This window comes from Chryseobacterium angstadtii (genome assembly GCF_001045465.1).
GTDB classification, from domain to species: Bacteria; Bacteroidota; Bacteroidia; order Flavobacteriales; family Weeksellaceae; genus Chryseobacterium; species Chryseobacterium angstadtii.
Genome location: NZ_LFND01000003.1, coordinates 662996 through 687839 on the forward strand (window position 1 = coordinate 662996; position 24844 = coordinate 687839).

A 24844-nucleotide genomic window follows, 5' to 3' on the forward strand; every position below is an offset into this window, starting at 1 on the left:
CTTGTATTACTTTAATCAACGAAGTGGCCTTGTTTATCTTAAAAAGTATACTCAAAAAAGATAAAAAACCTTTGTTTACCCTTGCGATAAATAAAAACATTAAAAAAAATCAATTATTTAATACCCAATCCAGGTTAAATCATAAAATACACTATAACCTAAATAAATAGAAAATATGGACACACCAAAATCCCAGAAAATAGAACTCGTTATTCCGGCCTACAGAATGCACACCCAAAGCTTTCTCAATGTTTTGGATGGTATTTCGGAAGAAGATGCACTGAAAAGAATTGACGGTAAAACCAATCATATCGTATGGATGGCAGGAAACTTTGTGAACATGCGCTACGGCCTGGGCTGGGTTTTAGGTCTCAGAGATGAAGACCCTTACAGCGATCTTTTCTTTCAGGGAAAAGCATTGGACGAAAGCTACAGCTATCCGAGCTTAGATGAATTAGAAAAAAAATTTCATGATATTTCCCCAAAAGTATTCCAGAAGCTGCATGAAGTGACCGATGAAGAGCTGGATGAAATTTTTGAGATCGGGATGAATATTCCTTTTATCCGTGAAACCAAACTTAATTTTGCAGGAATGTGCTTAGGTCGCGAGGATTATTTATGCGGACAGATAGGCCTGATGAGAAAAATTCTGGGATATCCGGGAATGTCATACGATGTAGATGACAATATAAAATACTAGTCGATGGAACCCAAAGAAAAAGGCTACAAGCAGGTCAATGGGATCAGAATGTATTATGAAGTCTACGGTTCCGGAAAGCCTTTGGTTTTGATTCATGGCGGCGGTTCTTCCATTTTGTTTGATTTTAAAGAAATAATCTCCCGGCTTGAAAAACAGTTTCAGTTGATAGGAATTGATCTTCAGAATCATGGAATGACTGATCACAGAGACATTCCTGAGACATTTGAACAAGATGCCCATGATGTAGCCGCCCTTTTGAAAGAACTTCACATCGAAAAAGCTGCATTTTGGGGATTCAGCAACGGGGGAAATACCGTCATGCAGATTGCTCATCTTTATCCGGACATCACCGAAAAACTTATCATAGCATCTTCATTTTACAAGAAAAACGGAATGATGGAAGGCTTTTTTGAAAGTATGGCCGAAGCCACATTAGAATCCATGCCTGAACCCCTTAAAATCAATTTTCTCAATCTGAATCCCGATTTTTCAAAGCTGGAAAACCTCTTCGAAAAAGACAGCAAAAGGATGCAGACTTTTGAAGACTGGGAGGATGAAGTTCTAACCTCTATCAAAGTTCCCACACTGTTGATCAGCGGAGACAAAGACGTGATGAAACCGGAACATACAGTGGAAATGTGGCGATTGATCGAGGATTCTCAATTAATGATCCTTCCGGCAGGCCACGGTTCCTATATGATGGCCGATTTCGAAGGAAATACAGATCACCTTTTAATAGATATGACGGTAAACGAGGTGATCAAATTTTTAAACCATTAAAATAATACAGGTTTTAAGTTGAGTTAAGATAAGTTATATAGATTTTGAAATCTGATAACTGCCAATTCTTAATAGCTTAAAGAAACCTTAATCATTTAATCTAATAAACTCATTTTTTAATAATAACATTTAAAACCAAAAATCATGGCTAAATTAAATCCTTATCTCAATTTTGACGGGAAAGCAGAAGAAGCTTTCAATTTTTACAAATCTGTTTTCGGTGGTGAATTCCTGGGTGAAATCCACAAAATGGGCAACGCTCCCGGAACTGAAAACTTATCGGAAGAAGAAAAAAACAGAGTAATGCACGTTGCCCTGCCTATTGGAAATGACCTCCTGATGGCTTCTGATATCGTTCCAAGCTTTGGACAAACTCTTAACGTAGGAAATAATAATTATGTTTCCATTTTCCCCGAATCAAAAGATGAAGCAGACAGACTGTTCAAAGGTCTTTCAGAAGGCGGAAATGTAGAAATGCCTATTGAAGATCAGTTCTGGGGAGATTATTTCGGAAGCTTCCAGGATAAATATGGGGTTCATTGGATGGTGAATTATAATGAAGAATATACAAAATAATCTTATATTTAATTAAATTTATAAGGGCAGTTCTCACCCGGACTGCCTTTCCATTCGCATTAAAAAAATAAAATTATGAATCCAATTAAGATAGACATTACAATTTTGGCTCCTGTAGAAAAGGTTTGGAACTATTTCAATGAACCCAACCACATCACAAAATGGAATTTTGCCCACGAAAGCTGGGAGTGTCCAAGTTCAGAAAATGATTTAAGAGTAGGAGGCAAATTTAAAACCAGAATGGAAGCGAAAGACAAAAGCTTCGGTTTCGATTTTGAAGGAACTTACGATGAAGTTATTCCGAATAGCCTGATTAAATACCATTTGGAAGATGCCAGAAAGGTAGAAGTTACTTTCGAAAAGATAGACGAAAATACCACAAAGATTACCGAAACTTTCGATCCTGAAACACAAAATTCTGTGGAAATGCAGAGAGACGGCTGGTATGCTATTCTCGACAACTTTCATAAATACGTTGAAAACAACTGAAATACTCATCTTTAGTCATGTTGAATCTGGTAATAATGGCCAAATGCTTAACCTCCATTTGCGCCGTTAATCATATTGTTAAAAGCAATGATTTCCTGTATGGCATTATCGCAGTACCGGCAAGAAGATCTCTGGAAAAGGAAAAAATAGACTCTCTGGAAAAACTTTCAGGCTATTCCGAGAAAGAGATTATGCAGATGCATGGTTTTGGGAAAAATGCTATGGAAAAACTGAAAAATCATATGAAAGAACATCATGTTTCTTTCAGAGATTAATAAGTGTAATTTACCGGATACTTTTAATTGTTGAAAGCTTAATTTGCTTACAATGATGATAAAACTATATCTTTTCAACTCTAAAATTGAATACAATGAATAACGATATTTTCCCTTGTCTCTGGTTCGACGGAGAATCAAAAGAAGCAGCCGAATTCTATGCTCAGGTGTTTGGCGGAAAAATTACCGCAGATACTCCAATGGTGATGAATGTTGATCTTTTCGGGCAGAAACTTATGCTCCTGAACGGCGGACCTCACTTCAAAAAAAATGCGTCGGTTTCCTTTATGGTGATCTGTACAACAGAAGATGAGGTGCAGCAATACTGGGACAGGCTTATAGAAGGAGGAATTGCCCTTATGGCCCTCGATTCTTATTCCTGGAGCAAAAAATACGGTTGGGTACAGGATAAATACGGAACTACCTGGCAGCTGTATTTAGGAGACAAACCGGAATCACAGAAAATTGTTCCTACACTGATGTTTATTCACCAGAATGATGGAAAAGCCATGGAAGCTATGGAGTTCTATACCAAAACTTTCCCTGACTCAAGTATCGGCAATATTCTGAGATACGGAGATGGTGGTGAAGGACATCCTGTATCCGAGCCTGCCGATCATATTCAGCATGCCCAATTTACCATTGACGGCTACAGCTTCTACTGTATGGATAATTCCTACGATCATCAGTTTGATTTCAATGAAGGAATTTCCATCGTCATCATGACGGACGATCAGCAGCAGACCGATCATCTCTGGAATACCCTTATTTCAGATGGTGGAAGAGAAAGCATGTGCGGCTGGCTGAAAGATAAATATGGACTGAGCTGGCAAATTGTTCCCAAAAGACTGATTCAGCTGATGAGTGATCCTGATCAGGCAAGAGCTCAGAAAGTAATGCAGGCAATGATGAAAATGCAGAAGATTGTTGTTGAGGAGCTGGAAGAAGCGTATAATTCGTAAAAGTGGAAAAGGCGAAACTGCAAAACGGTAAAAAGGCAATTTAGCCCATCTGTTCCCTTTACATTTTTATTCTCTTAAAATAACATAAACCCAAAGCTATGAATAACACGATATTTCCATGTATTTTATATAACGGAGACGCCAGAAAATCAGCAGATTTTTATTGTGGGATATTTAACGGGAAAATTACCGTAGAAACACCGGTTGTTATTAATATTGAACTTTTCGGACAGAAAATCATGCTTCTCAATGGCCCTCAACAGGAGAAAAATGCTTCTGTTTCCTTTATGATTATCTGTGATACTGAGGATGAGATTCAGAAATATTGGGAACAATTAAAAGAGGGTGGAGGAGTCCTGATGGAATTGGATTCCTATCCGTGGAGTAAGAAATACGGCTGGGTTCGTGATCAATACGGTGTTACCTGGCAGCTTTTTTTAGGTGAAAAAGCAAGTGATCAGAAATTGGTACCCACCCTGATGTTTATTCACGGGAATAATGGGAAAGCGGTAGAAGCTATGGAATTTTATACCCGGATATTCCCCAATTCTGATATCGGAAATATATCAAGATACAAAGAAGGAGGAGAAACCGGTGAAAATCCCGAAAATGTAATGCATGCTCATTTTATGGTGGACGATTACAGCCTTTTTTGCATGGATAGCTCTTCCGATTATGAGTTTGATTTTAATGAAGGTATTTCCATGGTGGTAATGACAGACGGGCAGGAAGAAACAGATTATTTCTGGGAAAGCCTTTCATCCGAAGGAGGAAGTGAAGAGGTTTGCGGCTGGGTAAAAGACAAGTATGGATTGAGCTGGCAGATTTTTCCCAAACAATCAATGCAGCTGATTAATGATTCTGATCAGGACAAAGTACAGAAAGTGCTTCAGGCTATTATGAAAATGAAAAAAATTATAATCAAAGATTTGGAGGAAGCGTATAATTCGTAAAATCGAGAAAGCGAAACTGCAAAACGGTAAAATGGCTATTCAGCAGATTTGCTCTTTTACAATTTAACCCTTCAACTCTGTGGTTTGTTGTTTTTTAATAGTAATTTTATATCCAACCTCTAGTAATTTCACACACAAAATAAAAAACAATGCAAAAAATATTTTTTGAAATCCAGATTGATGCACCCCGCGAAAAGGTATGGGAAGTACTTTGGAATGATATCACCTACAGACAGTGGACCACTGCCTTTACGGAAGGTTCTTTTTATCAGGGAACCTTTGATGAAGGAAGTATCATGAAGTTTCTCGATCCCAACAACAACGGAATGTACAGCCGTGTTGAAAAGAACATACCTCATACGGAAATGAAGTTTCTGCATCTTGGAGAGATTTATGATGGTGTAGAAACAGAACAGGATTGGGGTGATGCCACAGAAGGCTATATTTTGCAGGAAACGGAGACCGGAACTATACTGAAAATTGAAATTAACACACCGGAAGAATTCCAGTCGTTTTTTGAAGAAAAATTCCCGACAGCTTTGGGAATTGTAAAGAACCTTTCAGAAAATCAACTGTAAATAAAATACGGCTTTATCATTTATTAAGCCCTCCGTAATTCCCCGTGCGCCGAAGGGGTGACAGATTGAAAACCTGACGGGGTGGTAAAAAACACTAAAAAATTAAAATATGGAAACCTTATCTTACGAAACTATTATCAACGCACCATGCGAAAAAGTATGGGATGTTCTTTGGAACCCTGCAACGTATAGCGAATGGACCCAGTTTTTCGGTCCGGGAAGCGTAATGAAAACCGACTGGAAAGTAGGCGGAAAGACCTATTTTATTAATGCAGAAGGAGAAGGAATGGTATCAACCATTGACAGCCTGGAGAAACCGAATCAGATTATTTTTAAACATCTGGGAATGGTAGACAAAGAAGGTAACGAAGATCTTCACAGCAAAGAAGTAACCGAATGGAGCGGTTCTTTCGAAAAATACATCCTCATTGATCTGGATGGGAAAACTAAGCTTCATACCGAAGTACAGGTCGATAAAGAATGGGAAGAACATCTGAATATGGGATTTACAAAAGGATTAGAGGTGGTGAAAAACCTTGCTGAAAATAAATAATCCGTACATTATATTAATAAAAACCAACCTTATAGATTTCAAAAATCTATAAGGTTTATTATTGGTATCCGGCGAAGATGCCTTATCTTTCTGATCGGTTATAATAAACAGCAATATGAAATTATTAAGCATTCTTTTCGGGACATTTATTCTCGCTCTGCTTGCTACCTTCGTCCTTCATGGAAAACCAGATTTTTTATTCTCCGGTAATCTTGGAATGGCAGTTTTCATCATATTTACAGGACTTTCTCATTTTAAATTTCAGAAAGGAATGGCAATGATGATTCCTGATTTCGTTCCCGGAAAATTATTCTGGGTATATTTTACAGGAGTTCTGGAAATAGCAGCGGGAATAGGATTGATGATCCCGTCCCTACGTGAGATTACAGCTATACTGCTGATTATTTTTTATGTTTTGGTATTTATAGCCAACATCAATTCATCAAAGAAAAAAATTAATATTTTCAAAGGTGATTATACGGGGCCCGGAATGCAGTATCTCTATAAAGAAAGGATTCCAATGCAGCTTATTTTAATAGCCTGGACGTGGTATTTTGGGATTTATCTATAGTAAATAGACGCCCATATTGATAAATTATTCTATGACTTGTGTAACATTTTCAGTTTAAGGTTGTCCTATTATATAGCACACCTGCTATTTAATAAATGCCTAAATTATAAAAGACATGAGTATGAATTTTAATACTAAAATTTTTGGTGCGGCTCAAATCGTACTGTCAGCCATTATGATCAATGCACAGACTTCAACGGCTAAACTGCCGGGCGATCCCACGCTTCCTACTTCCAAAGAAAATCTGGAGAAGCTGGTTTCTTATGATAAAGGAAGCTTTAAGTACAAAGTAGAAGACTATTTTGCAAGACCTAATGCTTCACAATTCAAAATTTCACCGGACGGACAATACCTTTCCTACAAAGAAAAAGACAAAGACAAAAAAAATCATGTCTATGTAAAGGAATTGAAAACTGGGAAAATAACGAAAGCAATTGTAGAAAAAGATGACCTTATCGGAAGCTATGGATGGCTGGATAAAAAAAGACTTTTCTACACGCAGGATAAAGGCGGAAATGAAAACAACCATTTGTATGCAGTGGATATCGATGGAAAAAATCTCAAAGATTTGACTCCTTTTGATGGAGTAACACTCAATTTTGCCGATATCATCAAGGATACAGAATTCGTTATTGTTGCTCTGAATAAAAACAATAAGCAGATTTTCGAACCGTATAAAATCAATTTCAATACTGGAGAAATGACGCAGCTTTATGAAAATAAAGATGTTAATAGTCCTATTGACGGGTATATTTTTGATAAAAAAGGGAATATGAGGGGATATACCGTTTTGGAAAACGGTCTCACTACAAAAACCTATTATAAAGATTTGGAAACCGGAAAATTTAATCTGATTAAATCAACCGACTGGAAAAATACCTTCAGCATCATAGAATTGAATGCCAATTCTCAAAATAAAGACGAAGCCTATGTGGTAACGAATCTGGACAGCGACAAGGCCAGAATTGTTCTTTATGATCTTAAAAAGAATGCTATTATCAAGGAAGTATATTCCAATCCTGTGTATGATGTGAGCTCTATAAGTACTGCCCGTAAAAACAGAAATTATGAGTTGGATTATATCAGCTATACGGGTACAAAAGGAGAAACAATTCCTGTCAGCAAATTCTACAAGGAAGTTCATGATAAACTGAAATCTGAATTTAAAGACAAAGAATTTTCAGTGGTTTCTTCTGATGACAATGAAGACAAACTTTTGGTAGTAGTGGGAAGTGACAGGCTTTACGGAACCTACTACGAATATGATACAAAAACAAAACAGATCAAACTTCTTTACAACCTGATGCCTCAGCTTAAAGAAGAAGATATGGCTGAAATGAAGCCTATCGAGTTCAAAAGCAGAGACGGAATTACCATCAGAGGATATATCACCATGCCTAAAGATGCAGTGAATGGGAAGAAAGTTCCATTAATTGTAAACCCTCACGGAGGTCCTCAGGGAATCAGGGATGAGTGGGGATTCAATCCTGAAGACCAGCTTTTTGCCAGCAGAGGTTATGCTACGCTCCATGTGAATTTCAGAATTTCCGGTGGTTATGGAAAAGAATTTCAGCAGTCAGGATACAAGCAGATCGGACGTAAGGCAATGGATGATGTAGAGGATGGAGTAAAATATGTAATAGAGCAAGGTTGGATTGATAAAAATAAAATTGCAATCTATGGAGGAAGTCATGGTGGTTATGCTACATTGATGGGACTGATTAAAACTCCGGACCTTTATGCCTGTGGTGTAGATTATGTAGGAGTGTCCAATATCTTCACGTTCTTTGAATCTTTCCCTGAATACTGGAAGCCTTACAAAGAAATGGTAAAACAGATCTGGTATGATCTTGATAATCCTGAAGAAGCGAAAATAGCCAAAGAAGTTTCTCCGGTGTTCCATATTGACAAAATCAAGAAACCTTTATTTGTTGTTCAGGGAGCGAACGATCCAAGGGTAAACATCAACGAATCTGATCAGATTGTAAAAGCCATGCGTGCGAAAGGAGTAGAAGTTCCTTACATGGTAAAATATGATGAAGGACACGGATTCAGAAAAGAGCCAAGCAGAATAGAACTGTACAAGTATATGATGGGCTTCTTTGCTGAAAACTTCAACAAAAAGTAAGAGATATTTTATTATGATAGAAACGGGGAGTGTAATGCTTTCCGTTTTTTTTTAATTTAGAAGTTAGAAGTTAGAAGTTAGAAATTAGATTTTAGACATCAGATTTTAGACTGTAGATGTTGAAATACTAGTTTTAGTCAACTTTAATAAATAATAGCACGAAACCGGCAACTCACAACAATTTACCCAAAACCCGCACCTCGAATCCCACACCCCGTATCCCGAATCCCACAACTCGCAACCCGCATCATTCCTCAAATAAACCAAAAATCAAGAATTTTTTTTAAATTTATTAAAGTAAAACCAAAAGACAGTTCGTCATAGCAATATGGAGGTTGTCGAAGAAATAACAATGCCACAAGAGGAGAAAGCAAGCATCATCTCACAAACCGTTTCAAAGTACGGAGGAAAGCTGATGTCCTATATTCGTCCGAAAGTGAAAAACACTGAAGATGCGGAAGATATTCTGCAGGAAGTGTGGTTTCAGTTCAGCAGTCTGACCAATCTTTCGGAGATTGTGAATGTAGGCGGCTGGCTGTACAGGGTAACTGCGAATAAAATCACAGACCGTTACCGTAAAAAGAAAACCGAAAATCTTGAAGATTTCGTGTATGAAGATGACGATGGAAGTTTTTCTATCAAGGATATCCTGTTGCTGGATGAAAGCGCAGGTCCCGAAGTGAAAATGTTCCAGGATGAAATATGGAAAAAGCTTTTTGAAGCGCTGGACGAACTTCCGGAAAAGCAACGGTTGGTTTACGTAGAAAATGAACTGAATGATAAAACACTTCAGCAAATCGCAGACGAACAGGGTGAAAATATAAAGACCATCATCAGCAGGAAAAACTATGCTGTGAAGCATCTGAGAAACAGGCTGAGAAAATTATACGAAGATTTAAATAGTTAGTAAAGAATAAATTATGAATCATAAACACAAAAAAGGCTGGATTTTTTTATTATTATGTCCGCCGTTGATCTTATTTGCCGTTACATTTATTGTAATGTGGCTTTGGAACTGCCTGCTTCCTGAGATCCTGGGTGTAAAAAGCATTACATTCTGGCAGGCCATGGGAATACTGGTGTTAAGTAAGATTCTTTTCGGAGGCTTCCATTTCGGAAAAGGGATGAAAGATTTTAAGGAAAGAAAGATGAGAGAGAAAATGGCCGGGCTGTCTCCTGAAGAAAGAGAGAAATTTAAAGAAATCTGGAAAGACAGATGTTCAGGCGGATTCTTTAACAGAAATAACAAAACAAACGGATAATTTAAAAATTTTAAGAAGTAGTAAAGTAAAATTGAAATTCATCCGTCTATATAAAAAACAGAAAGTAGTAAAATTTAAAATTTTGAATAAATGAAAAATTCAGCATTAAAAGGAGCTCTTGGAGCATTAGCTGTTGTAGGTGTAGCTTTGGCAGCAAAAAAAATAGGACAAAGAAAAAGATTTATGAAAGGTATTTTTAATGAATACGGAATCAAAGAAAGATCACCTTTTGCCCTTGCAGACAAAATCAGAGAAATGAATGATGAGCAGTATCAGGAACTGAAAGGGAAATTCAAAAAAGAATTCTCTTCAAGATGCTGCAGAAAGGATAATACTGCGGAAGCATAAGCAGTAGAAACTAAATTGAAATTGTTTAACTCCGGCGCGGGAAGCTCTGCTTCCCGCGCCGGAGTCTTTTTATATGGTTAATGGTGGCTTCGGGAGCCTCAGCCACCTACGAATTACAGACGCTGTAGATCTGAAAATTGATACTTATACCGACAGTACTGGTGGCTGAGGCTCCCGAAGCCACCAGTACCACAATCAATCAAAAATAAAAGAATTTTAACCAATACAGATGCTTTTATTGATCCCACATGAAAGCAACAAAAAAATAATTCCTTATTTTTGCGTAGTTCAATGAAAGATTACTACTATTTTCTAGGGATTTCTCCGGATGCTTCAGAAGAAGACATCAAAAAGGCTTATAGAAAACTGTCTTTAAAATATCATCCCGATAAAAACGACAATGACGATTTTTTTGCTGACCGTTTCCGTGAAATCCAGGAAGCTTATGAGATATTAAGTGATTCCGCAAAGAGACGAACGTACGATCAGAATTTAGAAAATCATCAGAAAAGTTTCAGATACAATATTCCGCCTTCCATCAAAACGTTTACGGCGAATAAAATTCATGCAAAAAAAGGAGAGGAGATTATTATCAACTGGCAGACGAGCAATGCTGATGTCGTGAAAGTATTACCTTTCGGTCTGGAAAAACCTTTTGGAGAAAGAATTTTTAAGATTACGGAATTTAAAGACGGGAAATTTCAGATTCTGCTTCATGCCACCAATTCACTGCTGCACAAAACGGCGGTACAAGGGATTACCATTACGGAAGTTTTTGAGAACGATGGTGCTCAGTTTAAAAACAGTGTAGAGGAAATGTTTAAGCCTCAGCCCAGCACACGAATCAATAGATCCGGACAGCCAAAGATCATGATGCTGATCTGGGGAATAATTATTTTGGCTGTAGCCTTGTATTTTTTAGTCAAGAATTTCGCTTAATTTAAGCCATCTTTTTTCTTCCCGGACACTTTTTGCATCTCTTTCCTTTCTTGAATTTCTTACAGCAGGATTTCTTTTCGCAATACATATCTTCATTATTAAATGCAAATGCAGGAGCTAAAGGCGGTACTTTAAACGGGACAATCATATTCATGCTACAAATATATTAATTTAGAATAAATATAATTAATAAAATTTCATAAATGTTATAATGCCTGTTGATTAGGATGTTTACCGTTTGTTTAACCTAAAATTTTGGGGTTGAATTTAAGATTTTTGAACTTATCTTTTCCCTGAAAATAATTCTGATTCAGTTCAAAACCTGAAAATTTGAATGAAGCGAAGTCAAAAGAGGAAGGTTGAAGATTATTGCTATGTATCATTATGATAGGCTAAAGCGATTATTATGTCCCGTAGTTTCGATTTAGGCTTCAAACTTCCCCTCCTGAAAGCAAAACATCATTATTTTTTCCAAAACTCATATCCGTTTTTCTTTATTATACCGGCAAATTGGAACAGTTGTACAATCGTTTAAAAAATTGTAATTTTACGAATCTTTTTTACGAACAAAATCTAATAAATAAAAATGAATACAGAACAGTTTGTGAGCCGTCACATTTCCCTTAATGAAGCCGATAAACAGGCGATGCTGGAAAAATTGGGCGTTTCAAGTATTGAAGAACTAATTTCTCAGACCATTCCTTCTTCCATCCGCCTGGAGAAAGACCTTGAGATCTCTGCACCGCTTTCAGAATACGAAATGCTGAACCATTCGAAAGAATTGGCATCGAAGAATACTGATTACACGAGCTACATTGGTTTTGGATACCACAATACACTTTTGCCATCAGCCATTCAAAGAAATATCTTTGAAAATCCAAGCTGGTATACGGCGTATACTCCTTATCAGGCAGAAATTGCACAGGGAAGGCTGGAAGCTCTTCTTAATTTCCAGACTGTAGTGTGCGACCTTACAGGCTTTACACTGGCGAATGCTTCTCTTCTGGATGAATCTACTGCGGCTGCCGAAGCGATGCATATGTTCTTTAACAACAGAACGAAGGACCAGAAGAAAGCCAATGCAAACAAATTCTTCGTTTCCGATCTTGTTTTACCTCAAACTGTTGCCGTTTTAAAAACTAAAGCAGAAGGTTTAGAAATCGAAATCGTGGAAGGTGATCACAAAACTCACCAGTTTGACGAAACTTATTACGGTGTCTTATTACAGTATCCGGGTAAAAACGGTATTGTCTTAGATTACACTGAAGATATTGTTGAATATAAAAAATTAGATTTACAGGTTGTTGTTGCTTGTGATCCGATGGCTTTGGTTAAACTTAAATCTCCGGCTTCAATGGGAGCTGACTGTGCCGTTGGTACTTCACAGAGATTTGGTATTCCATTAGGATACGGAGGTCCTCACGCAGCATTTTTCTCTTGTAGAGAAGATTACAAAAGAGATATTCCGGGAAGAATTATCGGGGTTTCTCAGGATATGTACGGAAAACGTGCATTAAGAATGGCACTTCAGACCAGAGAACAGCACATTAAAAGAGAAAGAGCGACTTCCAACATCTGTACTGCACAGGTACTTCTTGCGGTAATGGCAGGAATGTATTCTGTTTATCACGGTCCTAAAGGATTAAATTATATTGCGGATCAGATCCACTTTAAAGCCAATGCTTTGAAAAACGGTCTTAAAGCATTAGGATATCAGGTGGTTGAAGAGCCTATCTTCGATACCGTGAAAATCACCATGAGTGAGGACGAAAAAGGAAGACTGACGAGAATGATGCTTGATCACAGACTGAATCTGAATTATTTCACAGAAGGAGTGGTAAGTATCGCGATCAACGAGAGTACAACATTGGAGAAATTAAATTATTTAATGGCTTCTTTCGCTCAGTTCAAAGACAAGCAGACTTTCAAATTAGAAATAAAAGAAGGATACAGCATTCCGGAAGAATTGTTGAGAAAAGACGAAATTCTTACGGAGCAGGTATTCAACAGATACCACACGGAAACAGAATTGATGCGTTATATCAAGCGTCTTGAAAGAAAAGACCTTTCTTTAACACATTCTATGATTTCTCTTGGATCTTGTACCATGAAGCTGAACGCAGCTACCCAGATGCTTCCGCTTTCCTGGGCAGACTGGGGAAGTGTACACCCGTTTGTACCGGTAGATCAGGCCGGAGGTTATCAGGAAATGATCAAAGAACTTGAAAAAGATCTTGCTGAAATCACAGGTTTTGCAGGGACTTCATTACAGCCGAATTCAGGTGCTCAGGGAGAATATGCAGGATTAATGGTGATCAGAGAATATCATATTTCAAGAGGTGAAGGCCACAGAAATGTAGTATTGATTCCTCAGTCTGCGCACGGAACCAACCCGGCTTCTGCAGCAATGGCAGGAATGAAAATTGTTGTCGTTAAAAATCTTGAAAACGGAGAAATCGATTTCGAAGATTTAAAAGCTAAAACAGAGCAGCATTCCGAGAATTTATCTTGTGTGATGATTACCTATCCGTCAACTTACGGATTCTTCGATGCCAATATTAAAGAAATTACCAGTCTGATCCACGAACACGGCGGACAGGTATATATGGATGGGGCAAACATGAACGCTCAGGTAGGATTTACAAGTCCTGGAAACATCGGAGCAGACGTTTGTCACTTGAACTTACACAAAACTTTCGCTATTCCTCACGGAGGAGGAGGTCCTGGAGTTGGTCCAATCTGTGTGGCTAAGCACTTAGTACCTTTCCTTCCTTCTAATGCGAATATCAGAATCGGAGCTAAAGAAGCAATCGACGGTATTTCTGCTGCGCCTTACGGTTCAGGTCTGATCCTTAACATCTCTTATTCTTACATTAAGATGCTAGGAACAGATGGATTGAAAAAAGCGACAGGTCATGCGATCATGAATGCGAATTATCTTAAAGAAATTTTAGCAGAGCATTTCCCGATCTTGTATTCAAACGAAAGTGGAAGAGTAGCTCACGAATGTATCGTAGACTTCCGTCAGTTCAAATCTTTAGGAATTGAAGTAGCTGATGTAGCGAAGAGATTGATGGATTATGGATTCCATGCTCCAACGGTTTCTTTCCCTGTAGCAGGAACATTGATGATTGAACCAACAGAATCTGAAAGCAAGTCTGAAATCGATCGTTTTGCAGAAGCATTAATCTCTATCAAAAAAGAAATTGATGAGATTGCTAACGGAGAAGCAGATCAGGCTAACAACGTTCTTAAAAACGCTCCTCACACAGAACAGCTGGTAATCTCAGATTCCTGGGATAAACCATACAGCAGAGAAAAGGCAGCTTATCCGCTGGAGTGGGTAAGAGAGCACAAATTCTTCGCTTCCGTATCCAGAGTTGATGAAGCTTATGGAGACAGAAACTTAGTATGTACTTGTGAGCCGATTGAAGCTTATATGTAATCATTTACTATAAATATAAGACACCCATTTAGATTCTAAACGGGTGTTTTTTTTGTTATTTCTTATTTTCACTTATCTTCTTCGATAGCTGTAGGCTACGAGAAGTGCAACAGCCATGGCACCAAAAGTTACCATTGAAACTGTTTTAATTGATACTTTACCGTCATTTTCCGATGATGTATTTTGAGATTTATCACATGAAAACAGGAATGCTGCTGTCAGGAATAGACAGCCAAAGAGTAATTTTTTAATCATAAATGTATTTGTTTGGTTACTAGTTATTTATGAGCAAAAAATATGCCGAATGTTTTGTTGAGATGGGAATTTTGTATGTGATAAATAGGAAATATTGTGAAGGGATGATTTATGACCACATGCGTTTTTTACTTCAATATATTTAATAAAGAAGCGTAGAATATGAGATTTTCCAGATAAAAATAAACCCTTCTCAGAAATGAGAGGGGTTTATTGTGCTTTTATATGAGATTATAAGATTAATAAAAGAAAGTTAGGGAGTGAAATTGTAATGAGAAAACCGCCATCCTTCTACGGCAGAATTAGTTCTTCTTTGAAACCCTAGAGCTGAATCTATTTCTTGCGTTTTTGCTTTTATTTTTAGTATTTGATGAAGGAGTACTGATAGTTCTTTAGGGTCATCAATCCCGTTTTTCACAAAAAACTCTCTAACCAATAATTGTGCATCGGAAATTTTGATATGATTAACCATAACTCTTTCATCAATGATTTTTGCAAGTGCTAAGGCAAGACCATGGACGACTATAAAATCTTTATCTGTAAATGATAATTGCTCTCCTGTTGTAGAATATTTTTCCGGCCAAACTCTACATAAATCTTCTGAAACTTCTCTTCCATTATGTACAATTGCGTTTCGGACATAGGTCCACTTATTCCATTCTTCAATTTTATCTTTGTGGGCTACCTTTAAATCACATTTTGCAAGAGATTGAATTTTATGTAACATTTTTAGATGTGTTGAATTTCTGAGGTATTTATCGGTAACTCTTTGTGAAAACCAATCTCTCATATTGGAATGAAGTATTGCTTTACTAATTTCATTAGCTTCAAAAGGCATTGTAGACTCCTCTAAAAGTTCAGGAAATAAAAAGAATATTCTCTTAACGATGTCAAAGAGATATACTTCAAATGCAGTAATAATATTAATAATACTATTTTCTTTTACTGCATTTTCAAGATTTTTGAAATTGGCAATAAATTTTTCTGGAGATATATCTATGCTTTTAAATGGCCTTTTATTATCACCCGGATAAGCAGCTAATGTCTTTGGTAATTTTCCGTCTGTTAATGTTTCAAGCCATCTTTCCGAATATATTAAGCTTGTTTGTGTCTGCCAATAATTTCTTATATGAAACTCTATAGTTTTTTTGAATTTTTGTAAAGCTAAGCTGGTTCCAAAATCTCTTGCCATAAAATATATTTTTAATTTATATTATTTTTTTGTCTTATTTCCTATTCAGAACAGTATTGAATGACTTCCTAGTTTATTGACTACTTCAGATAAGAGAAATGGATGGAGGAAACTTAAACTCATATAAGCCTATAAGGAAATAGATACCCTTAAAGTTGCAAAAAATTTTAAATAAAATAATAAATTTAGCTCTAATTTTAATTACAAGCTCTGGATTTCTACTCTTTCCTTTTTATTTTTTTAGAAATATAAAGAACAATAAAAATCGTGGCGATCGTTATACAGGTTACTAAAAAAGTGGTTTTTATCGCTTCACTTTCATTGTTTGTTGAAGAGTGGGAACAGTCGGCCAGTATAATAAAAACTGAAAGACAGAGGGTTATTCCAAAAACTTTCTGTAGAAAAATGAAATTATTGTGTTTCATCATTACGGTATTTGTGTTGCCGTAAATCTATAAATATTTTCAATGTAAACTATTGTAAATGAAAAGATTAACGTTTTTAACGAAAATTTTTTATGATTATCAATTATAGGATTAATTTTAAAAGGAAAATTTGTTTTTTTTAGAAAAAATTAAACAAAAATAGTAAGGCTTAAAAATTAGACTTATTTATTGGTTTGCAAAATTCTTAAACTCCTTTCTCCTCGTTCCAGTAATAGGAATCGGGATAAATTCTCGCCCCAAAAATAGCAGTTCCTACTCTTACAATAGTAGCTCCTTCTTCAATGGCTGTTTCCAGATCACCGCTCATTCCCATAGAAAGTTCTTTCATTTCTACGTTGGGAATGTTTTGGCGGATAATTTCCTGCTGCAGACTCTTCAGAATTTTAAAACAGGCTCTTACTTTCTCCGTTTCAGCACTGAAAAGACCAATGGTCATTAATCCCTTAATTTTTAATGTACTCAATTCTGAAACTCTTCTGGTAAGTTCTACAGCTTCGTCAGGATGAACTCCGAATTTACTTTCTTCCTGGGAAGTATTCACCTGAATAAGCACCTCTATTGTTTTCCCTTCATACAGAAGCCTTTGGTGGAGTTTTTCGGCAAGATCCCAACGGTCCAGAGACTGTACGCAGACGACATCATATTTTAGAATATCTTTAATCTTATTGGTCTGCAGATGTCCGATAAAATGATTTTCGTGTGGTATATCTTTTAGAATTTCATACTTTTCCTTCAGTTCCTGTACTTTATTTTCAGCAATTAAGGTTTGTCCGCTTTCAAGGGCTGTTTTAATGCGTTCCGCGGAAACCGTTTTGGTAGCCAGCAGTAACCTGACTTCATCGGGATTTCTGCCAGCCTTCTCACAAGCCTTTTTTATTCGGTCATCAATGAGTTCAAGATGGAGGAGGATATCTTCTTTCATGGCTGTGTAATTTCCTGGGATTCCAGTTTTTTAATCAGAGCCGATTTTACGGCTGTAAAAGTGTGGTCCTTAGCTTCGGCAAAGGAAATACCATATTTACGGTGTATGCTTCTGAGGTCTTCCGGAAATTGAGAAAGAATAGTATCATAATAAGTATCCAGAAATTCAGCAGAAGGCATTTCATAATTGATCTTCAGCTGGAAACGTCTTAATAAGGCAGTATCAATAATTTCCGCATGATTGGTTGCACAGATCAGCAAGGCGTTTTCAGGATAATAATCAATAAGTTGAAGCAGTGTATTCACAAGTCTTCTCATTTCCCCTACATCCTTATCATCGCTTCCTCTTGCTTTTCCGATCTGATCAAGTTCATCCAGAAAAAGAACAGATCTTTCTCTGGCGGCCTTGTCAAAAATCATTTTAATATTCTGAGACGTTTCCCCGATGCGCGAAGAAACAATATTGCTGAGATTTAAGATCAGTATATTTTTACCCAGCGCGTTGGCAACCGCTTTTGCAGTCATCGTTTTTCCGCAGCCGGAGTTTCCCTGCAGAAGAATCTTATTATTCACCGGAAGCCCGTATTCCTGAAGCTCTTTCACATAGGTATGCTCCTTGATAAGCTGTACCAGCTGATCTCTGTTGTTTTTGCCGAGAAATACATCGTTGAGGCTTATTTCCTCTTTATCCTGAATGATAAGATTGTATAGATTCATACTAACGCTGATAAAAATTTTTATGAATACAAAGATAATGCTTTATTGGATGAGACCCAGGGTCCTGAATGAGAATAAGAAGGTAGGCCAGGGGGAAGTGAAAAGAGTAAAATGGCAAATGAAAAATTGTAATTTATATTCAATAGGAACGGGTTTTAACCCGTTTACAAAAAATAATACCTTCCATCCGGCTTTAGCCCAAACCTAAGCTGATGGAATGCCTTCTTCTTCTTCTTCTTGGAAATAGGAAAAGACTCAAAAACAAGAAAAGCCGAGTAAAAACTCAGCTTGACTATTGGGATATAAAAAATTTGCTATGAAATTCAGTTAAAAAAGTTATGTTTTTTAGGCCCTTTTACTCCTGATGAGTAAAAGAGCAGAATCTGAATCATCAGATTAAAAAACATAAACAATACAATTAATATAGTTGTTCTATAGGCTTTCTTTATTATAGAACTAGTTTCTTTCTTCTCTTTTTACAGTCATAAAGTAAGAAGTGAACACTACTAAACATGTTGCGATACCAATGTAAGTTACCATTTTGTTTTATTTTTAATTATTTGACTTTATTTTATCAATTTTCTAATTGCAATATTACAGTTTTCAAATCACGTGCCAAAGTAAATAATTATGATGTATATCAGTATGTTATGTGTTTTGAAACTTAATTTAAAGCCTTTATTTGTTTACAAAAAATTAATGTGTTTTTATAAAATTATTGATATATTTATTGTCTTATCTTTAAAAAAATATAAAATTGACAACCGTTTGAATGCTTCTATATTGGACTTGATAAAACAAAAAATAAGAAATGCGATGCATAGCAACCGGTTTTTGGGTTACTTTTAAACGTCAGATTTTGATAGATGAAGAAAATATTATGTTAAGAAAACTTATTCTTCGTCATGAAATTTGAGCTGTAAATTTCTGTCACATGGCAGCTTTTATGACATCCATTCGAAAATTTTGTCACAAGTCCATGAAATACTGACAGCTCGTAAACACTTACTGTCAGGTTTTTTAGGAAAAATATTTTTAATCGGTTTGAATTTTTTGTAACAGATGCTTTTGTAAAAATGAAATTTGATGACCTGGGAAAATTTCAATTCAGCCGGATTGTTTCTTGCTTATAAATGAATAGGTTAGGATTGGAAAATTGTGAAAATTGAGAACTGATTTTCGGTTAAAAAATTAAGATCATAAAGATGAAAATAATGGTTTTCGGACAATAACGAATGCCTTTTCCTTACTTTTGTAGAAAACAAGCCGTATGGGACGTAGTTATATCTTTCTTGCTTTAGCCATTATATTTGAAATTATTGCTACTACTTTTCTGAAAAAGTCTGAAGAATTTTCAAAATTCTGGCCTTCTGTAGTGACCGTAATAGGATATGCCGCCGCATTTTATTTTCTGAGCATTACACTACGGCAGATCCCTGTGGGAATCACTTATGCCATATGGTCCGGGGTAGGGATTATTTTTATAACACTGATTGGAGTGGTTGCATTTAAACAGGTCCCGGATCTGCCGGCAATCATAGGAATTGCATTAATCGTAGTCGGGGTGATTGTTATTAATGTGTTTTCAAAAATGGGAACGCATTGATTTTTTTGATTAAATGCGAGGATAATTGAATGAATTGATTTCTCAATATACAATGAACATACACTAAAATAATTAAGATAATGGAAAAACATATATTTTTCACGTCTCTTTTAGCGGCTTTCTTAGGTTTTTATTATTGCCCAGAGAGAAGTATGGATTTTTCTCAAAATTTAGATAATACATCATCTGAATTAGCTTTAAATCAAGAAAAGTATTCATTTAGTGTACTACAGTTCAATATATGGCAGGAAGGAACTCAGGTTTCCGGAGGATATGATGCGATTGTTAATGAAATAGCGGCTCGCGAACCGGATTTTGTGACGTTATCAGAGGTTAGGAACTATAACAATACTTCTTTTGATGAGCGTATTGTAGCCTCTTTGAAAGCCAAAGGAAAAACGTATTATGCATCTAAAGGAGATGATAACGGGGTTCTGAGTAAATACCCTGTTAAAGATTATTCAAGCTTTAGTAATGGCACTTATCATCGCCTTATCGCAGAAATCAGGCCGGGGCAGGAAATTGCTGTTTATTCCGGTCATCTGGATTATACTCATTATGCAGTATACTATCCAAGAGGGTATGATCCTGTCACTTCAAAGCCGTTATCAGCACCTGTAACGGATCTGGGGAAAATCGCTCAGATGAATAGTCAATCTCAAAGGCCACAACAGATTAAAGATTTTATAGAGCGTTCAAAGGAAGATATTCAAAAAGGCCGAATCGTCATCTTAGGAGGGGATTTTAACGAAGCTTCTCATCTTGACTGGACAGAAGCGGTCAAAAATAAATATGATCATAATGGTGTTGTTATGCCCTGGAGTTCGACTCTGTCTCTTGACAAAGCAGGCTTTAAGGACAGTTACAGGGTGATGTATCCTAATGAGGCAGATTATCCCGGGTTTACATGGGTAGCACAGAAGCCGTGGGCACCAAAGGCTGATGAACGGGATAGAATTGACTATATATTTTATTATGATAATGGAAAAATAAAGGTAGATGATAGTTATATTGTAGGACCTAAAGAAACCATTGTTAAGAATATATCCACTCCGGAAACTTCAAAAGATAAATTCTCTCTTCCCACAGGAATCTGGCCTTCGGATCATAAAGCCGTTTGGAGTACTTTTACCGTACGGAGTAAATAATTGGATGCTAAAGCTTTTGTCCTTTAAACCGGATGACAGAACCAGTTCCGTTATGAAACAAGCCTTCACTGAGTTCTATTTCTTTTTCTTCCAGTTCTATTATGCTGTAATTAGAAAAATCTGCTCTGATTTCATCAATAGAAAATAAGGAGTCTATATCTTTCGGGCCGCCTACTTTTTCATTTCTGGCTACATAGTCAAGATGACTTTTGCTGAAAGCTTCAAAAATAATGATCCCGTCTTGACGAAGATACCGATCCAGCATTTTGTGGATAGATGATTTGATATCTGCCGGAAAGTGTGCATAGATAAGAGCAATAGCATCAAACTGCTCCGGTTGAAAGTTCAGAGTCTGCAGTTCTCCGATCTGATAATCAATAGTCACATGATGATGGCCAGCGAGTTGTAAAGCCTTGTTTTTTCCTTCACTGCTGATATCAAAAGCTGAAACCTTCCATCCTTGTGTGGCGGCAAAAACAGCATTTCGTCCTTCACCTTCAGCAGGAAAAAGGATAGAGCCGGGTTTTAATGTTTCCAGCTGTTCTTTTAAATAGGTATTGGGCTTAGTGCCATAAGCAAATTCTTCACCTTTGTATCTGTCGTTCCATCTTTCAAGCCATGCAGTATCGGTCATTGTATTCAAATTTAATAAAGATTATGGTTATTACTGTTCATCATTAGGAATGAACTGTTTTGAAGTTCCAAATATAGACTGTTTCCCATCATTTTCGTGAATGGAAAAAACACTGGTCAAAATAGATTTTGTAAATAAAATCCCTGAAACCGATACGACTTTAGAAGAAGATTTCCTTTTCAATAAAAGTTAAAATACTATTCCGTAAAAATAAAATTTGGAGTAATTTTGAAAAATGATGAATTTAAACCAGATTTTCACGAATCAGCGTACAGGAAACAATCCACACACCAAAGCTTCAAGAACTGATTTTCAGAGAGATTTCGATAGAATTATCTTCTCTTCTGCTTTCAGAAGGCTGCAGAATAAAACCCAGGTTTTTCCTCTTCCCGGAAGTGTTTTTGTACACAACAGGCTGACACACTCGTTGGAAGTCTCGTCAGTGGGCAGAAGTTTAGGAAGTATTATCGGAGAATTTATCTTCGATGCTTATAAAAATGATCTTACGGAAGATTCTAAAAACTTTTATCTTCATAATTTAGGAAACGTTATCGCGGCTGCCTGTTTATGCCATGATGTGGGGAACCCGGCGTTCGGACATTCAGGAGAAGATGCAATTGCCAGTTATTTTGAAAGAAATGAAAAAGACCTGAAGCAGAAGTTCAATGAAAAAGAATGGGCAGATCTGGTCAATTTTGAAGGAAATGCCAATGCAATAAGAGTTCTTGCACAGCGTCAGCAGGGTAAAGATGAGGGTGGAATTCAGCTCACATTTTCCACTTTGGCGAGTATTGCCAAATATCCGTGTGAAGCCGTTGCCAAGAAAAAGGGAATTATTCACAGAAAGAAATTCGGTTTTTTCCAGAATGAAAAAGATATTTTCCTGGAAATTGCCAAAGCAACGAATTTAATTTTAGAAAACGAAGAACCCTATATTTTTAAAAGACATCCGTTTGTATGGCTCGTAGAAGCTGCTGATGATATCTGCTATAATATTATTGATATGGAAGATGCCCACAGATTGGGAATTGTTTCCACATCCGACTGTGAGAATCTCTTTTTTGAATTGATTAAGTCTGAAAGCAATGATATGGACCGGGTTAAGAATAAACTGACGTCCATTTCCAATGAAAACGAGAAAATATCCTATCTGAGAGCAAAAGCCATCAATGCACTGATTAATAAATCGCTGGAAATTTATAAGCATAATTTTGAAAATATTCTTCAGGGAAATCTGGATAACGGACTTTTGGATATCTATAAATCTGAAAACCGTGCCTTGCAGGATATTGAAGCTTTTTCAATTGAAAAAATTTATAACCACAAAGCTGTTGTTGAAATTGAAAATGCAGGCTACAACGTAATGTATGAACTTCTCGATCATTTTATTCCATCCATAATGAAACCGGAACACGAGAGAAAATCTTATGATAAAAAAGCATTGAAATTACTCCCGAAACAGTTTGTTTACGAAGAAGGAACAGACTATCAGAAAGTGCTTGGCGTTATTGATTTTGTTTCAGGAATGACCGATAACTTTGCCACCGACCTTTACAGAAAAATCAAAGGAATTGATATTGGAATGACTGTGTAGCGGTAACATCCATCCGGTATTTGACTACTAATATTATAAATGCTTCCAGCAATATCCAGGCTTACCAATGATATTGCCGGAAGCATTTTTTACATAAAAACTTCAATTACTGATTCTTTTAGATGTAAAGCTCCCCAAATAAATGACTGCTCTAGAAAAAACATCCACCTTATCCACCCGCTTCATCGAATCAATGAAATTGGTTCTCTCTTAGCTTATCTAAAATATGCAGTTTTGAGATAATCCTTTGCGTAAAAAATTTAAAATTTTTCTAACCACAAATACCACAAATGCTTTTCACTAATGACACAAGTATACAAGACGTAATAGTGACATTAGTGAAAAGCATTTGTGAAATCCGTGTTTTAATAATTCAAGGTAAAAAAACGATCATTACTGGCAATTCGGACAAATTCCCGAGACGGTCAGATTGATTTTATGAACTTTGTAATTCACAGGTAATTTAATCTTAGGCTCAACATCTTCTACACAGGTTACCGTTTTGCACTGTTCACAGCTGAAATGCAGATGATCATGATGATGAATTTCTGTTGTACAGGTATGACATTCTGCATACTTCAAAGTACCGTCTATATCTACCACTTTATGAATGATACCTTCATCCATTAGCCTTTCAAGTACTCTGTATGTCGTTACACGGTCGCAAAGTCCATCCAATAGAACCTGCAGTTCCGCATGAGACAAAGCGACTCCGGATTCGTGGATAAGCTTTGTAATCTCCTTTCTTGCTATTGTATTTCTCGACTGTTTCATGTTTTCTGTAAAAAATTCAATATAATTAATGCCATATTGTTGCAGTAACAAATATAATCTTTATTTTTGAAACATTATTGCATTAACGGAATTTCTAAAGCATTAAAATCAAATACAATAATTAGTATGATAAAGATAGAAAATACAAGCAAATCCTATAATGGAAAGCAGGCCGTAAAACAACTTTCCTTATCCGTAGCTGAAGGAGAAATATATGGTTTGTTAGGGCCTAACGGAGCAGGAAAGTCAACGACTCTCAACATGCTTCTGGGTTTTTTGATACCGGATACTGGAGCAACTCTTCTTAACGGGATCAATACCAGTACAGAAGCAAAAGAGGCGAGGGAAATAACCGGCTATATTCCCGAGAATGTCAACTTGTATTCTTATCTCACAGGCATTGAAAACCTATACTATTTCTGCAGGCTGGCGGGAAAAAACTACAGTACGGAAGAGCTTTCGGATATTCTCAGTGCGTGCGGGCTGCAAAAAGATTCGCATCACAAAAAAACGGGAGCCTATTCCAAAGGGATGAGGCAGAAAGTAGGGATTGCAATAGCCTATGCAAAAAAAGCAAAAGTGTATTTATTGGATGAACCTGCCAGCGGCCTGGATCCTTTAGCCAGTAATGAACTTTCCTCTCTTCTTAAAAAACTGGCGGAAGAAGGAGCTGCTGTGTTAATGGCTTCCCATGATATTTTCAGAGTTAGAGAGACCTGCAGCAGGATCGGGATTTTGAAGAACGGAATTCTGGTAAAGGAAATGAATACTTCAGGAGTAACAGCCAATGAGCTGGAGAACATCTATCTTGATTATATGCAGGGATAAATAAGAAGGAAACCATTTCCAGTTTGAGCAAAGAAAAAAAATACCTGACATTTTATCGCAACAATGATGCGTTATTGAAAATAATTATTACTTTTGTTACAATGTTGCAATAATGATTTTATAGGATTCTAATTTCATACGGATTCTATCATAGTCAAAAATTGTTTTAA

At 36.6% G+C, this 24844-nt stretch carries 28 protein-coding genes; 21 read left to right on the forward strand and 7 right to left on the reverse strand.

What is annotated here, in order from left to right; translation table 11 throughout:
• The first annotated feature begins 175 nt into the window (after nt 1-175).
• From ACM46_RS10895 to ACM46_RS10965, 15 genes are all read left to right on the forward strand, one after another.
• A complete protein-coding gene (locus tag ACM46_RS10895) occupies nt 176-700 on the forward strand; it encodes a DinB family protein (protein WP_048506672.1) in 525 nt (174 codons plus the stop codon).
• 3 nt (nt 701-703) lie between these two features.
• Entirely contained in the window at nt 704-1480 is a 777-nt protein-coding gene (locus tag ACM46_RS10900; protein ID WP_048506673.1) for an alpha/beta fold hydrolase, read from the forward strand.
• 144 nt (nt 1481-1624) lie between these two features.
• Nucleotides 1625-2056 (forward strand): VOC family protein, encoded by a 432-nt coding sequence (locus tag ACM46_RS10905; protein ID WP_048506674.1) that lies wholly within the window; start codon nt 1625-1627, stop codon nt 2054-2056.
• A 75-nt stretch (nt 2057-2131) separates the two neighbouring features.
• The gene (locus ACM46_RS10910; protein WP_048506675.1) at nt 2132-2545 is read left to right on the forward strand and encodes an SRPBCC family protein; all 414 of its coding nucleotides are present in this window, start codon (nt 2132-2134) and stop codon (nt 2543-2545) included.
• 35 nt (nt 2546-2580) lie between these two features.
• Nucleotides 2581-2820, forward strand: coding sequence for a helix-hairpin-helix domain-containing protein (locus ACM46_RS10915; RefSeq protein ID WP_048506676.1), 240 nt, complete (start codon nt 2581-2583; stop codon nt 2818-2820).
• A 95-nt stretch (nt 2821-2915) separates the two neighbouring features.
• Complete coding sequence (locus tag ACM46_RS10920) at nt 2916-3782, forward strand: VOC family protein (RefSeq protein ID WP_048506677.1); 867 nt, start codon at nt 2916-2918, stop codon at nt 3780-3782.
• 98 nt (nt 3783-3880) lie between these two features.
• Entirely contained in the window at nt 3881-4735 is an 855-nt protein-coding gene (locus ACM46_RS10925) for a VOC family protein (protein ID WP_048506678.1), read from the forward strand.
• Between the two features lie 149 nt (nt 4736-4884).
• The gene (locus ACM46_RS10930) at nt 4885-5313 is read left to right on the forward strand and encodes an SRPBCC family protein (protein ID WP_048506679.1); all 429 of its coding nucleotides are present in this window, start codon (nt 4885-4887) and stop codon (nt 5311-5313) included.
• 109 nt (nt 5314-5422) lie between these two features.
• On the forward strand, nt 5423-5866 hold the full coding sequence (locus ACM46_RS10935; protein ID WP_048506680.1) for an SRPBCC family protein: 444 nt from the start codon (nt 5423-5425) through the stop codon (nt 5864-5866).
• A gap of 115 nt (nt 5867-5981) precedes the next feature.
• Nucleotides 5982-6437 (forward strand): DoxX family protein, encoded by a 456-nt coding sequence (locus ACM46_RS10940; RefSeq protein ID WP_048506681.1) that lies wholly within the window; start codon nt 5982-5984, stop codon nt 6435-6437.
• A gap of 121 nt (nt 6438-6558) precedes the next feature.
• Nucleotides 6559-8565, forward strand: a complete 2007-nt coding sequence (locus ACM46_RS10945) for a S9 family peptidase (protein WP_048506682.1) — start codon at nt 6559-6561, stop codon at nt 8563-8565.
• 328 nt (nt 8566-8893) lie between these two features.
• Nucleotides 8894-9472, forward strand: a complete 579-nt coding sequence (locus tag ACM46_RS10950) for an RNA polymerase sigma factor (protein WP_048506683.1) — start codon at nt 8894-8896, stop codon at nt 9470-9472.
• A gap of 13 nt (nt 9473-9485) precedes the next feature.
• A complete protein-coding gene (locus ACM46_RS10955) occupies nt 9486-9827 on the forward strand; it encodes a hypothetical protein (RefSeq protein WP_048506684.1) in 342 nt (113 codons plus the stop codon).
• A 90-nt stretch (nt 9828-9917) separates the two neighbouring features.
• A complete protein-coding gene (locus ACM46_RS10960; protein ID WP_048506685.1) occupies nt 9918-10175 on the forward strand; it encodes a hypothetical protein in 258 nt (85 codons plus the stop codon).
• Between the two features lie 291 nt (nt 10176-10466).
• Nucleotides 10467-11114 (forward strand): J domain-containing protein, encoded by a 648-nt coding sequence (locus ACM46_RS10965; RefSeq protein ID WP_048506686.1) that lies wholly within the window; start codon nt 10467-10469, stop codon nt 11112-11114.
• Between the two features lies 1 nt (nt 11115).
• Here the strand turns inward: ACM46_RS10965 and ACM46_RS23575 are convergent, their stop codons facing one another.
• Entirely contained in the window at nt 11116-11268 is a 153-nt protein-coding gene (locus tag ACM46_RS23575) for a hypothetical protein (RefSeq protein WP_206541004.1), read from the reverse strand.
• 432 nt (nt 11269-11700) lie between these two features.
• Here ACM46_RS23575 and gcvP point away from each other — a divergent pair, with 432 nt between their 5' ends.
• Nucleotides 11701-14559, forward strand: coding sequence for an aminomethyl-transferring glycine dehydrogenase (gcvP, locus tag ACM46_RS10970; RefSeq protein ID WP_048506687.1), 2859 nt, complete (start codon nt 11701-11703; stop codon nt 14557-14559).
• Nucleotides 14560-14631: 72 nt separating this feature from the next.
• On the opposite strand, the gene ACM46_RS10975 is transcribed toward gcvP, so the two are convergent.
• The 4 genes from ACM46_RS10975 to ACM46_RS10995 form a co-directional block, all read right to left on the reverse strand.
• Nucleotides 14632-14814 (reverse strand): hypothetical protein, encoded by a 183-nt coding sequence (locus ACM46_RS10975; RefSeq protein WP_048506688.1) that lies wholly within the window; start codon nt 14812-14814, stop codon nt 14632-14634.
• A 253-nt stretch (nt 14815-15067) separates the two neighbouring features.
• The gene (locus ACM46_RS10980; RefSeq protein ID WP_048506689.1) at nt 15068-16006 is read right to left on the reverse strand and encodes a hypothetical protein; all 939 of its coding nucleotides are present in this window, start codon (nt 16004-16006) and stop codon (nt 15068-15070) included.
• A gap of 630 nt (nt 16007-16636) precedes the next feature.
• Nucleotides 16637-17374 carry a YggS family pyridoxal phosphate-dependent enzyme gene (locus ACM46_RS10990; RefSeq protein ID WP_048506691.1) on the reverse strand — a complete coding sequence of 246 codons (738 nt, stop codon included), beginning with the start codon at nt 17372-17374 and terminating at the stop codon, nt 16637-16639.
• Nucleotides 17371-18090, reverse strand: coding sequence for an AAA family ATPase (locus tag ACM46_RS10995; protein WP_048506692.1), 720 nt, complete (start codon nt 18088-18090; stop codon nt 17371-17373). The genes ACM46_RS10990 and ACM46_RS10995 overlap by 4 nt, the downstream gene beginning before the upstream one ends.
• A 22-nt stretch (nt 18091-18112) precedes the next feature.
• Between ACM46_RS10995 and ACM46_RS23200 the strand changes: the two genes are divergently transcribed.
• The 3 genes from ACM46_RS23200 to ACM46_RS11005 all read left to right on the forward strand — a co-directional run bounded on the left by ACM46_RS23200 (nt 18113) and on the right by ACM46_RS11005 (nt 20844).
• Complete coding sequence (locus tag ACM46_RS23200; RefSeq protein ID WP_131707577.1) at nt 18113-18298, forward strand: hypothetical protein; 186 nt, start codon at nt 18113-18115, stop codon at nt 18296-18298.
• A gap of 1062 nt (nt 18299-19360) precedes the next feature.
• Nucleotides 19361-19696, forward strand: a complete 336-nt coding sequence (locus tag ACM46_RS11000; protein ID WP_048506693.1) for a DMT family transporter — start codon at nt 19361-19363, stop codon at nt 19694-19696.
• An 80-nt stretch (nt 19697-19776) separates the two neighbouring features.
• Complete coding sequence (locus ACM46_RS11005) at nt 19777-20844, forward strand: endonuclease/exonuclease/phosphatase family protein (protein ID WP_083997384.1); 1068 nt, start codon at nt 19777-19779, stop codon at nt 20842-20844.
• A gap of 7 nt (nt 20845-20851) precedes the next feature.
• Here ACM46_RS11005 and ACM46_RS11010 read toward each other — a convergent pair whose 3' ends face one another.
• Complete coding sequence (locus tag ACM46_RS11010; RefSeq protein ID WP_048506695.1) at nt 20852-21478, reverse strand: class I SAM-dependent methyltransferase; 627 nt, start codon at nt 21476-21478, stop codon at nt 20852-20854.
• A gap of 238 nt (nt 21479-21716) precedes the next feature.
• Here ACM46_RS11010 and ACM46_RS11015 point away from each other — a divergent pair, with 238 nt between their 5' ends.
• The gene (locus tag ACM46_RS11015; RefSeq protein ID WP_048507141.1) at nt 21717-23072 is read left to right on the forward strand and encodes a deoxyguanosinetriphosphate triphosphohydrolase; all 1356 of its coding nucleotides are present in this window, start codon (nt 21717-21719) and stop codon (nt 23070-23072) included.
• Between the two features lie 393 nt (nt 23073-23465).
• Here the strand turns inward: ACM46_RS11015 and ACM46_RS11020 are convergent, their stop codons facing one another.
• Nucleotides 23466-23846 carry a Fur family transcriptional regulator gene (locus tag ACM46_RS11020; protein ID WP_048506696.1) on the reverse strand — a complete coding sequence of 127 codons (381 nt, stop codon included), beginning with the start codon at nt 23844-23846 and terminating at the stop codon, nt 23466-23468.
• 126 nt (nt 23847-23972) lie between these two features.
• On the opposite strand from ACM46_RS11020, the gene ACM46_RS11025 reads away from it, so the two are divergent.
• Nucleotides 23973-24674 carry an ABC transporter ATP-binding protein gene (locus tag ACM46_RS11025; protein WP_048506697.1) on the forward strand — a complete coding sequence of 234 codons (702 nt, stop codon included), beginning with the start codon at nt 23973-23975 and terminating at the stop codon, nt 24672-24674.
• The last annotated feature ends 170 nt before the right edge of the window (nt 24675-24844 follow it).